The organism is Microcoleus sp. MOSTC5 (assembly GCF_036701825.1).
GTDB lineage: Bacteria > Cyanobacteriota > Cyanobacteriia > Cyanobacteriales > Microcoleaceae > Microcoleus > Microcoleus asticus.
On sequence record NZ_JAUBRK010000056.1, the window covers coordinates 23352 to 37506 of the forward strand.

Sequence of the window (14155 nt, forward strand, 5' to 3'; positions counted from 1 at the left end):
CCCCGTCCACGCGAAAACCAGATTTATTATTAAAAATGAACCCAAAAATCATCGGCACAATCACCACCTATCCAGGCATGAACCAAAGCGACTGGCTGTGGCAACAAACCCCCCACAACTTCGGCAAATGGGGAAACATTCAAATGCTAGCAAATCACCCAGAACCAGACTTTTTACTCATGTATCAATTCGACTTTCCCCGATCGCCCAAAAAGCAGTCATGGCTCAACAAAATCCGCCGTCCAAGCCCGCAAAATCCAGAAAAGGACTTTCGAGAAAAATTGGGCGGTGTCCCCCAGGAACGCATAATTTACCTGATCCGCGAGCCACCATTACCAGAAGTTATTGAAATTACCAAAGCCAACTACGAACAAGCCAAACTTTATTGCGGTTACGTTTCCGGGCCCGACGATTTCGCACCAAAACCAGATTATATGCCCGCGATTTGGTATCACTCTAACTCGTTTCGAGAACTCGATGAAATGCCTGCGCCGCCAAAAACTAAATCCTGTTCTTGGATTACTTCAGGTGTTAGCCGCACCGCCAATCACCGCCACAGATTAGACTTTATCAAATTGCTGCAATCGCAAGAATTAGATTTTGACCTTTACGGGCGAAACTTGCCAACTTGGGCACAGGGAAACGGCACTGTAAACAATAAATGGCACGCCGTGGCACCATACTATTACAACTTAGCTATTGAAAATTATGCGGAAAACGATTGGTATGTCAGCGAGAAGCTTTGGGATGCTTTGTTAGCTTGGTGTTTGCCAATTTATTACGGCGGTTCGGCGGCGGATAAGTTGTTGCCGGCAGGGAGTTTTCTGCGGCTGCCGAGTTTGGATGAGAAAGGAGTAGAATTTATTAAAGAGGTTGTTGCTACTGCGGATTATTGGCATGAAGCGAGGGAGAAAATTGCTGAAGCCAGACAAATCATTCTCCACGAATTGAACTTGCTCAATTGGCTGTCTAATTTTGTATCTCAAGAAATAGCACCATGACAGAAAACCAAAATCAACCCAGAGAATACGATGCCGTACTCGGCGGTCAATCTCAAGTGCCATTAGGTGCTGCTATCTTAGGCGGGATTCCCGGTATTAAGAGTCGTTTGGCTGCACCGATTGTCGAGGTAAAAATTGCTGCACTGTCTGAAGCAATCAGATATGGAGATGTTGGTTTAGATTTGATCGTTGGGGCACTGCAAGATGAATCGCTGCAGGTGAAGTTTGCAGTCTTTTTGGTGCTGAAGGATAGAGATGAACCAAATATAAAAAAGCAGTTACAAAAATATTTTCCTACTTTTGACTTTGATGCGATAACAGTAAATGCTAAAGGAAAAGAAAACAGTCGCTGCCCTTATTATGCTCACTTCTTCGCCGAAGACTTAGGGAATGGAGTTGTGCTGGAAATGGTTTATATTGCCGGAGGCACATTTATGATGGGTTCGCCTAACAGTGAACAAGGACGATATGATTACGAAAATCCGCACCATCTAGTCACGGTACCGGCTTTTTTTGCAGGCAAATACCCCATCACCCAAGCACAGTGGGAAGCAGTAATGGGAAACAACCCATCGGGTTTCAAAGGTGAAAAACGTTGTGTAGAAAATGTATCGTGGGATGATGCCGTCGAATTCTGTGCCAAAGTCTCGCAAAAAAACGGGAAAAAATATCGCCTCCTGAGTGAAGCAGAATGGGAATACGCCTGTCGTGCGAAAACCACAACCGAATTTCATTTTGGAGAAAACATTACCCCGGATTTAGTAAATTATCACGGATACTACCCCTACGCAAACGCTCCCAAAGGACTTTCCCGCAAAGAAACAACCAATGTCGGGAGATTTCCCCCCAATGCCTTTGGACTGTACGATATGCACGGCAATGTTTGGGAATGGTGCAGCGATAGGTGGCACGAAAACTATAACGGCGCACCAACTGACGGAAGTTGCTGGGAAACGGGCACATCTGAATACCGTATGCTGCGTGGCGGTTCCTGGGACAACTATGCGGTCAATTGTCGCAGTGCCGATCGTAACTGGCTTTCGGCGGGCGGTCGCCGCAGGAAGATCGGTTTTCGCGTAGCTGTGGATTTGGCGTAGTCTCCGGTTTTCGGTTCTGTGCTGCAGTCACCCGGGCTCGCCCTCCTCTACCATTTTACTAAATGATTTGGCGGTGGAAACCGCAACGACACAAACAAAGTCCGCCTTTGCGAGACTATAGATATGAATGGAATTTGCACCCTAGCCAACGATACAGTTTACGACCAACTAATTGCCTTGCTCAACAGTATTGAAGTTATCTTAGGCTCAAATATTCCTGTCTGCATTTATCCTTTCGACGACCAAATACAGGAAATCAAAGCTGAAATTGTCAACCGTCCCAACGTCTTTATTTATGAATATAGCGCTTCAATTCAGCGATGGGATAAATTCATGCAAGCAGCCGCACCAGAGCGTTTGAACCGCAAAAAGTTCCGGCTTTACGGCGCACATCGGCGCTTTTGCGCTTTCGACGGCCCGTTTGAAAAGTTTATCTATATGGATGCCGATACTTTGGTGATGAATTCCCTTGATGCGGTTTTTCAGAAGTTAGAGGAATCGGATTTTGTGGTTTATGATTTTCAATTTCGCGACCCAACTAAAGTATACAATATTCAGTCACCAAAACTCCTCGAAGTTTTTGAGCAAAATCGGATAGACTCGGAAATATTTTGTTCTGGATTTTACGCCAGCAAGCAAGGATTGTTTGAGCAAAATACTAGGGAATGGCTGTTAGCTCAACTGCAATCGGGCGAGGCGGAAATTCTCTATGAAGGTGCGGGAGAACAGCCGTTGCTCAATTATATGGTGATGAAAACGGGGATGAATAGCTATAATTTTGCTTATAGCCTCCCGGATGGCGAAAAAACTGGGTGTAGCGTCACTTCTAAACATTTTGAAGAGCAAGATCGGATTTTGTACGACAAGGGAAACCGACTTACTTACATTCATTATATTGGTGTGCCGCCGGATGTAATTCGGAGAGTTTGTGCGGGCGAAAATATTGAGTTTCCCTATCGCGATTTGTTTCTGCATTACCGCTATCTCCGGGAAGCGTCCAAGCGTCCGATTTTTGCCGAAGCGCCAAAGTCTTATACTGAGGTTTCTGCGCCGAATTTGTTAAAAAGGGTATTGAGAAGGTTGAGGATAAATGTATGAGTCGCGGTATTTATATTGTTGCGAATGATAAGGTGATCGAAAGTGCGATCGCCCTTTTAAACAGCATACGTCTGTACAATTGTCAAGTACCAATTTTTCTGATTCCCTTCGACGACAATTATCAGCAAGTCGCAGCCGCACTCAGCAGTCTCCACGGGGTGCGATTGTTCCCAAATCTGGAGTTTGTCGAACAGTTTACCAAAGAAATTGGCCAAATGTTCGATCGCAACTTTTTAGCACTGCCTAATAAAATGCGAAAACTCGCCGCCTGGTTTGGCCCGCTTGATGAATTTCTGTACATCGATACCGATATCATCGTCTTTGAAGACATCGCAGCCAACCTTAACAAACTATCAGAAGTAGACTTTTTTTGCTGCGACTACCACCACCTCAGCGAAAAACTGCGAAATGTATTTTCACCCGCTGTAAAAGAACAAAATATTTTTACCGACTCCCAGCTTCAAGATGTATTTAACAGCGGTTTTTGGGCTTCCAGAAAAGGAACTATTACAGAATCGCAAATGTATGAAATTTTGCAATTCTGTTCGCAGCATCGAGAATATTTTGACTTTACTCAAAATGTCACAGACCAACCTATACTAAATTATATCATTCTCAAGCTGATTCCCAAACGCTGCAACCTTGTTAAAGCTTCAGCAACAGAACCCGGAAGCTGGGCCGGTTCCAAGCATTTTCAAGAAATAGATTATGTTCTTTATGACCGAGGCAAAAGGTTAAAATATATTCACTGGGCTGGGATACCGATTAAATTAGGTAGCCCTTATTGGAAACTTTGGAAACATTATCGTTATCTCAATGAGGAAAAACCAAATTTACTGCAAAAAATATTTCGATATTTGCATGGATAAATAATATTGTTTCTAGTCACACGGCGATTAAAATCTCTAGCAACGCAAGCACACAAACAAAGTCCACGCGGACTAATAAATTAACTGATTTCCAGACCGAGCCTAGTAACGAGTAGAATTCTTCAATCTAAAATCTAAAATCTAAAATCTAAAATCCGATGACTGATGGCATTTATATTCTAGCAAATGATGTTGTTTTCGACCACTTAGTCGCTTTATTAAACAGTCTCGAAGTCAACGGGGCAAAAAATATTCCAGTTTGTATCATTCCCTATGATAATCGACTGAAAAAAGTGCGAGGAGAAATTGCAACTCGTCCTCATGTAACCCTGTTTGAAAATAGCGATTCAATCATTTTCTGGGAAGACTTTGCAACTCAAATTTGGAAAACTCATGCAAAAGCTCAAAAAGTTTGGCAATCTAAAGGTTTGAAACCTGTTCAATGTTTGGAAATGCACCGAAAATTATGTTGTTTCGACGGCCCTTTTGATAAATTTATCTATTTTGACGCAGACACTCTGTTAATGGGTTCTCTAGATTACATTTATCAAAAGCTTGATGATTTTGATTGGGTAGCAAACGATTTTCAATACAAATCAGATCTCAATTATATATTTGATTTTTCCTCCCCAAAATTACCTCAAATTTTAAATTTGGACGAACTGCAATCTCATACTTTTTGTGCGGGTTGGTTTGCGTCAAAAGCCGGGGTTTTAAATCGAAATAATTGCTATCAACTTTTAGAAAAATTAACATCAGGAGAAGCGGAAATTATGTCTTTACGGGGCGCTGACCAATCTTTACTTAACTATTTAGTCGCCCGCAGCAAAATCTCTTTTTACAACTTTGCATACGATCAACCCGAACAGGTGACGGGGAATCATTGGTCTTCTCAATTTGAGGTGATAGATGATGTTTTATATGATAAAGGACGGCGGCTTACTTATTTGCACTACATGAGTATTTCGGCTGCAAAGTTTACTCGATTGTGTGCTGGCGAAGATGTTGAGATTCCGTATCGAGAGGTATTTCTGCACTACCGTTATTTGAATTCGCCGGAAAGACAGCCAAAACTCGCGCCTCCAAATTTGTTGGTTCGCTTGCAGAGAAATCTCAAAAGTTGGGGAATTCAAAAAGTTAACAATGTTCAATTTAAGTGGCGGAAATTCTGGGAGAGATATAGCAATCCTAAATGAGTCGTAAATTTTTTACCCCACCCCAACCCTCCCCTTGGTAAGGGGAGGGAGTAAGAAATTCACAAATGATTTAGGATTGCTATAGCATCTAACTGTACAAAGACTGAATCCACTCCCATTCGCGCCTTAAACCTTCTTCTAAAGCAACCTGCGGCTGATAGCCTAAGATTTTATTGGCTTTAGACACATCTGCGCTAGTGTGCCGCGCGTCTCCCCTCGCAGCTTCGGTAAAATCGATCCGAATTGGTCGATCGACAATTCTCTCTATTGTATCAATAACTTCTCTCAAAACTACCCGACTTCCCCCACCAATATTAAAAACTTCCCCCGCAGCTTCCGGAACCTCAGCCGCCGCTAAATTCGCAGCAACGCAATCGCTGATAAACGTAAAATCCCGCGTTTGCAATCCGTCACCGAAAATTGAAATCGCCTCGTCAAACAAAATCGACTTAAAAAACTTGTGAAAAGCCATATCGGGGCGCTGTCTCGGCCCGTAAACAGTAAAATAGCGCAGCGAAGTAGTCGGAAGGCCAAAATTTTTGTAATAAAGCCCGCACAAACGTTCACCGGCTAATTTCGTAATTCCGTAGGGAGAAACTGGCTGCGGACAAGCGTTTTCATTCGTGGGAAAAGATTCAGCATTGCCGTAAATTGAAGAAGAAGAAGCATACACAAACTTTTGCAATTTTGGCGCATCTTTTGCCGCTTCTAACAATACTTGAGTGCTGTTAATATTGCGTTCGGTATAGCTGCGAAAACCGTCGCCCCAGCTAGCACGAACTCCTGCTTGCGCCGCCTGATGAAATATTACCTTAACATCTGATAAAAGACCTCGCCAATTTAGAGACAAAATATCCCCTTCCACCAATTCAAAACCCGGATACTTTTCAAATCGTGCAATATTCTTGCGCTTGAGGGCCGGATCGTAATAATCGTTGAACTCATCAACACCGATCACCGTCTCTCCTCGATTTAAAAGAGTTTCTACTAAGTTAGACCCAATAAATCCCGCCGCACCCGTAACAATTAAAATACTCATTCGATTTTAGATTTTAGATTTTAGATTTTAGATTTTAAAAAAATTACACAAATTATTGCCTAAGTTGTGATCTTCTTCTTCTTTCTCTTCCTCTGCGTTCTCTGCGTTCTCTGCGTTTGAAAAAGCATCAAATAGGATAATCTTAGAGAACTATCAACCTCCTTCCTTCTGATAAAAAGAGGTTGATAGTTAACTTTCATTGTTCAAAAGAATCTAAATCCAGCGCTTGCGAACCTCCCCGTTCTAGCTCGATCAAAAGCTTGCCTAGCTGAGTCCAAACTAGCCAGGCAGTCAGTACCGTCAGCGGCAAAGCTAGCGCATAACAAAGTAGTTTTGGGAAGGCAAAAATCTCCATCCCCGAAGCTAAAAATACACAAATTCCGCCAGCCATTCCCAGAAAAGGTATCAGCAATTCCAGCCCTTGCAGGTTAGCCAAAGTGCGAGTAGAACGATTTTTAGACCACAGTTGTACGGCTTGTTTGAGAGTTGCTTCAAATGCTAGGCCGGAAGCCATACCTGCTAGTAATCCAGCCGACATTAAAAAATAGGGAGGCTCTGGAAAATAATACACGAATAATTCCTTAATTTGGGTAATTGGAAATTGGGAATTAGGAGTGGGGAAGGGAGAATTTGGAATTGGGAATTGGCAAAAGTAGAATGATTTTTATTTCTTTTTCCCTCTTCCTTCTTCCTTCTTCCCTCTTCCTTCTTCCTTCTAATTAAAATCGAGTTAGCGCCGCTGCTCCTGTTGTGGAAAAATCCGCCAAAGCGCCTAGAGCAACGTTAAACAGGCGACCTGGTTGCAAGTCTTCCTTGACTAAATTCCACAGGCGGCGAACTTCTTCGGTGTGGAGTCGATCGTCCTCTATCAAAGCCAATATCAATTGGCGTCTCAAAAACGACCCTTCATCTGACAGCAAATATTGCAAGCCTAGTTGGGCGGTGGGGAGCAAGTCGAAACTGCGATCGGATCGGGCGATCGCGATCATGTCCTCTAACCTGTTCCACTGGAATTTGCCATCCTTGAATAATACCTCAATCAGACGCCGCCGCAGTGCCGGAGATTCTCCGTTCAACAAACGCCGCGCTACATAAGGATACGCCACCTCGACTATCTTGAAATCGGGATTCAGCGTCAGGGCCAAACCTTCTTCTGTCACCAGAGAGCGAATAATTAAGGCAAATTTCGCCGGCACTCGGAAAGGATAATCGTACATCAACTCCGAAAACTGGTCTGTAATCGTCTTGAAGTTAAAATCTGACACCTTTTCGCCGACGATATCACCGAGTACAGATTCCAACGCCGGGACGATCGGCATAATATCTGTATCTGGAGTCAAAAAGCCAAGTTTGACAAAATCCTTGGCTAACTCTAAATAATCTTTGTTGATCAAATGAACGACAGAATCAACCAAAGTTTCTTTAGTTGTTTCTTCCATCTGATCCATCATCCCAAAATCAATGTAAGCCATGCGGCCGTCCGCTAAGGCAAACAGATTTCCCGGATGGGGGTCAGCGTGAAAAAATCCGTGTTCCAGCAACTGCCGCAAACCGCTGCGGACTCCGACTTCAATTAAACTATCGGTATCCAAACCTGCGGCTTTAACACGTTCTATATCTGTCAGCTTGATGCCCTCAATCCATTCGAGAGTCAGAACGCAATTTGATGTATAACGCCAGTAAATACTCGGAACTTTTACTGTCGGGTCGTCGGCAAAATTTGTAGCAAATTTCTCGGCGTTCCGTCCTTCATTGATATAATCAATTTCCTCGAACAATTTGATACCGAATTCATCGACTATTAAACAAAGGTCGTGACCGAGATTCAGCGGCAACAATGGGCCCAACCATCCAGCCGCCCAGCGCATTAAATAAAGATCGAGGCTCAAGACTGGTAGCAAATTCGGTCGCTGAACCTTGACTGCTACTGCTTCTCCGGTGAGGAGGCGAGCTCGGTAGACTTGACCGAGACTTGCCGCTGCGACAGGTTCGGGGGAGATTTCGCTATAGGTTTCGCTAATTTTGCGATCGAGTTGCGCTTCAATAATCTCGAAAGCGCGCACCGAGTCAAACGGCGGCAATTGATCCTGAAGTTTGATCAATTCTTCGAGAAAGTCTTTGCGGATCAAATCCGGTCTGGTAGAAAGGGCTTGACCGACTTTAATGAAAGTGGGGCCCAAGCGAGTGAGTATTTGTCGCAGGTGGGTGGCCCGTTCCGGCTGGTGTGCTGCGACTTCGTGCTGCCAACTGTCCCACAGCATCCCCAGCACGAAGCCTGCAAAAGACCAAATAACGGTAATTGCGCGCCAAATTGCTTTCCAAGGACGGTTGCGGTAATAATGAGCGATCGCTTGTGGATCGTAGCGTCTAGCCTGAGTGAATTGATACTGAGGCACTCGTTTATTTTCCTCTTATCTTCTGAAAATTACAGGTTAAATTGAGAATTGGGCATCGGGCATCGGGCATCGGGCATCGGGCATCGGGCATTGGGGATGGGAAGTCGAAAGTTCAAACATTCTTTATTCTTCCTTCTTCCTTCTTCCCTCTTCCTTCTTCCCTCTTCCCTCTTCCTTCTTCCTTCTTCATCATTGACCGATCGCATTCCAATTTTTAGGCGAGCGGAAAATGCACCCGTTCGAGGCGGATTGCTAGCCTAAATTTGTTTCTTTTCATTAAATATAGTACATAAAAGTACAAGTGATCGGTCAAAATACTTAACGGCTCTCCCTGACCCAGCCCAAAAACGGATACGCTGCCACGTACTTAAGTCGTGGAAAGATAAAAATTTTAGACCCTAGTTCAAGCTCCCAGATTTATCTGTGGAGTAAATCTAAAATCTAAAATCTAAAATCTAAAATCGACTGACCGCTGCACATTCTCACAGCACTGCAACCCTGCAATTCTTTTCTCCTCCTGCATTTCCCTCGCTTCTGCCATCGCGCCAAAGCTACCGGATGCGATCGGCCTTTGCCAAGCAATCTTTCAGCCCATAAATCGTCCGCTCTTGTTGATCCCTCGACAGTTCGGGAAACATCGGCAAAGACAAGACCTCGCGACAAACTTGCTCGGCCTGTGGCAATTGACCGGCAGAATAGCCCAAAGATTTGTAAACAGGTTGCAGGTGCAAAGGTAACGGATAGTAAACCATCGAACCGATGCCGGATTCCTGCAACTGAGCCCGCATCCAATCTCGAAAATTGCTAGAGGGATTTTGCGCGTCTTCTGGACTTGTCAGCCGGATCGTGTATTGATTCCAAACTCCTTTTGCTTCCGGCAATTCTTTGGGAACGGCAACTCCGGGTACGCGGGAAAGAAATTCGCTGTAAAGAGTTGCGATCGAACGTCGCTGGGCGTTCCAACTGTCGAGATATCGCAATTTAATGCTGAGAATCACCGCTTGCAGGGCATCTAAACGGCTGTTGCAGCCGATTTCTTCGTAGAAATATCTAGAAGACTGTCCGTGTTCTTTGAGCACTCGCATCGAAGCTGCCAGGGCAGGATCGTTTGTCGTCACCGCGCCACCGTCACCGCAAGCGCCTAAATTTTTGGTCGGGTAAAAACTGAAGCAGCCGACATGGCCGATGCTGCCGACTTTTCGAGACTGCCACTCGGCCCCGACAGACTGCGCGCAATCTTCAATTACGGCTAAATTGTGCCGAGTCGCAATTTCCATCAGCCGAGTCATGTCTACCGGTTGGCCGAAGATGTGCACTGGCATAATTGCCTTAGTTTTGTCGGTAATTGCCGCTTCGAGGAGTTCGACATCCAGATTAAAAGTCCCGCTGTCAATATCAACAAATACTGGAGTTGCACCGACGGCGCTAATTACCTCAGCCGAAGCAAAAAAGGTAAAAGGAGTGGTAATCACTTCATCGCCGGGGCCAATTTTGAGGGCTCGCAAGGCCAAAATCAGCGCATCCGTGCCGGAGTTGCAGCCAACGCACTCGGAAACGCCGATGTAGTCGGCGAACTCTCGTTCAAAACTCTTCACGACCGGGCCGCCTACGTAGCCGCCAGAGGCAAGCACTTTTTGCACTGCAGCGCTTATCTCGTCGCCAATCTGCGCGTATTGGCGGGTTAAGTCGAGGGGGGGGACATTATTCACTCTTCACACCACAAATTTCAACCATTATCAAAGCAAATTCTTGCAGCAAAACTGTTTCTCAGAAACCTTTATTGCAATATCTTATATTTGGACAGGCAAACAATCACATTATCGAAAGGGTTCTCCGGTGTTAATTCTGCTAGATTTTACAGATTTGGGTTGGGCTTTGGGGATGGTGGCGATCGCGATCGGGCTTTCGGCGTGGCAAGGATTGGGATTGGAGGGGGCGATCGCGATCGCCGCGGGGCGCACCCTGATCCAGCTAATTTTAGTCGGATACGTGCTCGCAGTCGTATTTGACCCCGAGGGGAAAAATCCTTGGCTAGTTTTAGCAGTTTTAGCAATCATGCTGACAACAGCTAGCATGGTTGCCAGCAACCGCATCAGCAAAAAAATCAAGAACTTACTGCCCTTAGTTTGGGGTTCAATTTTTATCAGTACGGCCTTGACTCTCGCCTATACAAACTTGCTAATTTTGCAACCTGACCCTTGGTACGAACCGCAATACCTGATTCCTTTAGCCGGTATGATTTTGGGCAATGCCATGAACTCCGGGGCGATCGCCGGCGAAAGACTTCTGAGTACAGTTAATAGCAGCCAGTTAGAAATAGAAACCCATTTAAGTTTAGGTTCGACGCCGCAGCAAGCAGTAAAGCAGTACCGCAAAGATGCCATCAAAGCTGGATTAATCCCGACATTAAACACAATGACGGTGGTAGGAATCGTAACTTTACCCGGAATGATGACAGGTCAAATGCTGAGCGGTGTCAGTCCTCTCGATGCAGCATCTTACCAGATTTTGATTATGTTTGTGTTAGCGCTGGCAACTATAATCGCAACTCTGCTGTTGACTGAGGGATTGTCCCGGAAGTTTTTCAATCAAGACGCACAATTGATAAAATGGTAATTGGGCATTGGGCATTGGGCATTGGAAATTGGGCATTGGGCATTGATAATTGGGCATTGGGCATTGATAATATAATGTAAGTAGGAACTTGCATTTAGTCTTATTTTATTGAACAGGCTTTCCGACCTGTTCCACACAGAGTGAGTTATCTTGTGGGGTGAGCAGAATAGCCCGCCCCAGTCATCACTAAGGAGAGTAGCCATGATTCAAACTGCAACTAAACCGCTAACTTTTGAAGAATTTGCGGAATGGAAGCCCGAAAATGCACGTTATGAACTGCACAATGGAGAGATTGTTGAAATGTCACAGCCATTAGGAGAGCATGAAGAAGTTATCAGTTTTTTAGGTTCAGAGTTAAACGCTGAGTCCAGAAGGCGAAAACTTCCGTACATTTTCCCCAAACAAGCCTTAGTTAAAAAGAGCGAAAACCTCTCTGCTTATTCTCCAGATATTTTGATATTAAACCGCCCAAATTTAGCATCAGAACCTCTGTGGCAAAAGTTCTCAACTGTGACTCAAGGCGAATCAATTCCGCTCGTTGTTGAAGTCGTTAGCACGAATTGGCAAAATGACTACATCAGGAAGGTGGGCGAATATGAACTAATCGGGATTCCTGAATATTGGATTGTGGATTATCTCGGGTTGGGTGGCCGCAGGTTTATCGGAAATCCCAAGCAACCGACTATTTCGATTTATCGGTTGGTTGATGATGAGTATGAAGTTAGTCAATTTCGGGGAGATGACAACATCGAATCCGCAGCTTTTCCAGAGTTGAATTTGACGGCGCAACAAGTTTTTCAAGCTGGATTGACTGCGGATGAAATTGCTGGCGATGCGTGAGTGTAAATATTGCGATCGTTCTGACTGACAAATTTTTCGCCCTCACGCACCCTACAACTACAACTACTTCGGTTCGTGACTCGCAATCCGCTTGCCTTCGCCATCGTACACCTGCATCGGGATTTTGGCGTTTTCGGCGATCGCCTCCAAGGCTTTTTGCAATGTTTGAACGTGCTTTTCTACAGCTTGGCGAGTCTTGGTAGCGTTGTTGTTTTCCGCTTGGATGAAAGTTTGTTGCAGTTTCTGCACGTAATTAGGAGTCATCTGCACGGCAATCAAACCTTTGCTAACAGTATAGTCGCAAATCTTGGGGTTGCCTTTACAAGTTCTATCTAAATCCGTGCGGGCTTTTTGCAAGTTTCTTTCTTCCTGCAACCTTACTTCTGCTTGCTGCAAAGAAGTTTTGTAGGAAGCGAGCAGCGGTTGGGCTTTCTCGGAAAATGAAGTTGCTGCCGGCACTTGCTCCGCGTAACTCAAAGCTCTCCGCCAGTATTCTGATGCTTTAAACCAGGCGTTTTTGCCCTCAAAAATTCGAGCTTCCGCTGCTAAAGTCACAGCTTGAGTATACGCATTTTCCGAAATTCCTTCGACATTTTTGCGCTCGCGAGCTTCTGAAAGTTTGGTTTCGTATTTGGGAACTAGCAGTTTAGCTTGTTGGTAAGATGTCGTGCTCGTGGGAATTTCTGATAGGATGTCGAGGGATTCTTCCCAACCTGATTGCACTTGAGCCCAAGTCTCGGCTGTCTGAGCTACTGCTTCGCGAGCTTCTGCTATTTGGGCTGTATTTTTGGCGGCGAGCAGCGTTTTTTCGGCTTGTTTCTCTGTGCTTAACTGCCGATTTCCAGTTGCTACATTCTTCCGGTATTCTTTTGACTTTTTCTGAGCAAACGGATAAACTGGGCTGTCTGTGGGGATTTCTCCGAGTTCGGCGATCGCACTTTGCCACAGAGCTTGCGCTTCCTGCCCGTTCAGGGCCGAATAAGGCGGATTTTGGGTTTTCTGGGCTGCCGACTGTGCGAAGCGCGCTGCATCGATCGCAGAGTTTAAATTCTGATTTTGCTTCCGGTAGTTTTCCAGGGCGCTTTGAGCTTCACCGCGATGAATTGACCAGGAGGGAATCGGTTCTAAAAGGGCGATCGCCTGTTTTAACTGTCGCTGCGCTTCTTGGGGACTGTTGGCAACTTTTGACGTTTTCAGCGTCTTCGTCGAATTCTCGCTCAACTGCTTGGCATTAGCTAATGCAGTACATTCTCCGATGACGCAGGGGCGGCTCAGCATATAATAACCGCCTGCCAAAATTAGCGCCGCCATACTGACCATTCCTGCAGCAGCCAGGATCGCAAACGGTGAATGCTTGGGTTTTTGGGCAACTGTTACCGCTTCCATATCCAGCGGATTGAAGGGATTTTCTGCAATATCTGTCGGTATTGCAGCTACCTTAAAGGCGATCGGATCGGAATTGCTGGAACTCTCAGAAAAATTGGGAAAATATTCTTCATCCCACGCATCTTTCCCATCCGTTCCTAACGGTATCTCTTCCTCTACATCCGCCGTCTCGACCGCATTTTCTGTTAAGACTATCCCGGTTTCTGCTGCGGGGATATTCTCTGTTTTTTTGAACAACTGCACTGTTTTGGGTCTAGACAAAACAGGCTGGTGCATGGTAAAAGAATGGAAAGCATAAGGCTGTTTTTGCCCGGTAATTTTTAGGCAAAGTCCAATCTGTTGAATAGATTCCGGTTCAATTTCGATAATTGCGGCTTCTAGCACCGCAAAAGTCGGTTTTGCTTTGAGAACTAAACTGCGCGGGTGTTCTCCCACAACCGTTAAAGAGTCATCTCGAAAATCGCAACTAATATAAAGCGGTAAATTTTTAAATCCGGCTGCTTGCAAGTGCTGCTGCAACTTTACTTCTAGAATTTGGGCGTTGCTTTGTCGCGCTGCTACTGTCATATTTTTCCTCTTTCTGATATCGCCACTTTCGATTTTAGATTTTGAATTTT

13 protein-coding genes are annotated in these 14155 nt (G+C 45.0%); 7 read left to right on the plus strand and 6 right to left on the minus strand.

Annotation, left to right across the window (positions count from 1 at the left end):
- Positions 1–35 precede the first annotated feature (35 nt).
- From QUA54_RS25810 to QUA54_RS25830, 5 genes are all read left to right on the plus strand, one after another.
- Positions 36–1001 (plus strand): glycosyltransferase family 10 domain-containing protein, encoded by a 966-nt coding sequence (locus QUA54_RS25810; protein ID WP_333416933.1) that lies wholly within the window; start codon positions 36–38, stop codon positions 999–1001.
- On the plus strand, positions 998–2098 hold the full coding sequence (locus QUA54_RS25815) for a formylglycine-generating enzyme family protein (RefSeq protein ID WP_333416934.1): 1101 nt from the start codon (positions 998–1000) through the stop codon (positions 2096–2098). Before QUA54_RS25810 ends, QUA54_RS25815 begins: the two co-directional genes overlap by 4 nt.
- A gap of 123 nt (positions 2099–2221) precedes the next feature.
- Positions 2222–3196, plus strand: coding sequence for an Npun_R2821/Npun_R2822 family protein (locus QUA54_RS25820; RefSeq protein ID WP_333416936.1), 975 nt, complete (start codon positions 2222–2224; stop codon positions 3194–3196).
- Positions 3193–4065, plus strand: a complete 873-nt coding sequence (locus QUA54_RS25825; RefSeq protein ID WP_333416938.1) for an Npun_R2821/Npun_R2822 family protein — start codon at positions 3193–3195, stop codon at positions 4063–4065. Before QUA54_RS25820 ends, QUA54_RS25825 begins: the two co-directional genes overlap by 4 nt.
- 158 nt (positions 4066–4223) lie before the next feature.
- Positions 4224–5261 carry an Npun_R2821/Npun_R2822 family protein gene (locus QUA54_RS25830; protein ID WP_333416940.1) on the plus strand — a complete coding sequence of 346 codons (1038 nt, stop codon included), beginning with the start codon at positions 4224–4226 and terminating at the stop codon, positions 5259–5261.
- An 88-nt stretch (positions 5262–5349) separates the two neighbouring features.
- On the opposite strand, the gene QUA54_RS25835 is transcribed toward QUA54_RS25830, so the two are convergent.
- From QUA54_RS25835 to QUA54_RS25855, 5 genes are all read right to left on the minus strand, one after another.
- Entirely contained in the window at positions 5350–6300 is a 951-nt protein-coding gene (locus QUA54_RS25835; RefSeq protein ID WP_333190028.1) for an NAD-dependent epimerase/dehydratase family protein, read from the minus strand.
- Positions 6301–6496: 196 nt separating this feature from the next.
- Positions 6497–6871 carry a hypothetical protein gene (locus tag QUA54_RS25840; RefSeq protein WP_333416942.1) on the minus strand — a complete coding sequence of 125 codons (375 nt, stop codon included), beginning with the start codon at positions 6869–6871 and terminating at the stop codon, positions 6497–6499.
- A gap of 148 nt (positions 6872–7019) precedes the next feature.
- Positions 7020–8696, minus strand: a complete 1677-nt coding sequence (locus QUA54_RS25845; protein ID WP_333416944.1) for an AarF/ABC1/UbiB kinase family protein — start codon at positions 8694–8696, stop codon at positions 7020–7022.
- A 29-nt stretch (positions 8697–8725) separates the two neighbouring features.
- The gene (locus tag QUA54_RS25850) at positions 8726–8902 is read right to left on the minus strand and encodes a hypothetical protein (protein ID WP_333416946.1); all 177 of its coding nucleotides are present in this window, start codon (positions 8900–8902) and stop codon (positions 8726–8728) included.
- Positions 8903–9247: 345 nt separating this feature from the next.
- Positions 9248–10405, minus strand: coding sequence for a DegT/DnrJ/EryC1/StrS family aminotransferase (locus QUA54_RS25855; RefSeq protein ID WP_333416947.1), 1158 nt, complete (start codon positions 10403–10405; stop codon positions 9248–9250).
- 127 nt (positions 10406–10532) lie between these two features.
- On the opposite strand from QUA54_RS25855, the gene QUA54_RS25860 reads away from it, so the two are divergent.
- Positions 10533–11312, plus strand: a complete 780-nt coding sequence (locus QUA54_RS25860; RefSeq protein ID WP_333416949.1) for an ABC transporter permease — start codon at positions 10533–10535, stop codon at positions 11310–11312.
- 201 nt (positions 11313–11513) lie between these two features.
- A complete protein-coding gene (locus QUA54_RS25865; RefSeq protein WP_333416951.1) occupies positions 11514–12152 on the plus strand; it encodes a Uma2 family endonuclease in 639 nt (212 codons plus the stop codon).
- 63 nt (positions 12153–12215) lie between these two features.
- On the opposite strand, the gene QUA54_RS25870 is transcribed toward QUA54_RS25865, so the two are convergent.
- Positions 12216–14105 carry a hypothetical protein gene (locus QUA54_RS25870; protein ID WP_333416953.1) on the minus strand — a complete coding sequence of 630 codons (1890 nt, stop codon included), beginning with the start codon at positions 14103–14105 and terminating at the stop codon, positions 12216–12218.
- Positions 14106–14155: the final 50 nt, after the last annotated feature.

Excerpts from the sequence above, each read along its gene's own strand:
- QUA54_RS25820 (WP_333416936.1), top strand. The coding sequence starts at position 2,222 with ATGAATGGAATTTGCACCCTAGCCAACGATACAGTTTACGACCAACTA.
- QUA54_RS25810 (WP_333416933.1), top strand. The coding sequence starts at position 36 with ATGAACCCAAAAATCATCGGCACAATCACCACCTATCCAGGCATGAAC.
- QUA54_RS25850 (WP_333416946.1), bottom strand. The coding sequence starts at position 8,902 with ATGCGATCGGTCAATGATGAAGAAGGAAGAAGGAAGAGGGAAGAGGGA.
- QUA54_RS25825 (WP_333416938.1), top strand. The coding sequence starts at position 3,193 with ATGAGTCGCGGTATTTATATTGTTGCGAATGATAAGGTGATCGAAAGT.
- QUA54_RS25835 (WP_333190028.1), bottom strand. The coding sequence starts at position 6,300 with ATGAGTATTTTAATTGTTACGGGTGCGGCGGGATTTATTGGGTCTAAC.
- QUA54_RS25870 (WP_333416953.1), bottom strand. The coding sequence starts at position 14,105 with ATGACAGTAGCAGCGCGACAAAGCAACGCCCAAATTCTAGAAGTAAAG.
- QUA54_RS25830 (WP_333416940.1), top strand. The coding sequence starts at position 4,224 with ATGACTGATGGCATTTATATTCTAGCAAATGATGTTGTTTTCGACCAC.
- QUA54_RS25815 (WP_333416934.1), top strand. The coding sequence starts at position 998 with ATGACAGAAAACCAAAATCAACCCAGAGAATACGATGCCGTACTCGGC.
- QUA54_RS25865 (WP_333416951.1), top strand. The coding sequence starts at position 11,514 with ATGATTCAAACTGCAACTAAACCGCTAACTTTTGAAGAATTTGCGGAA.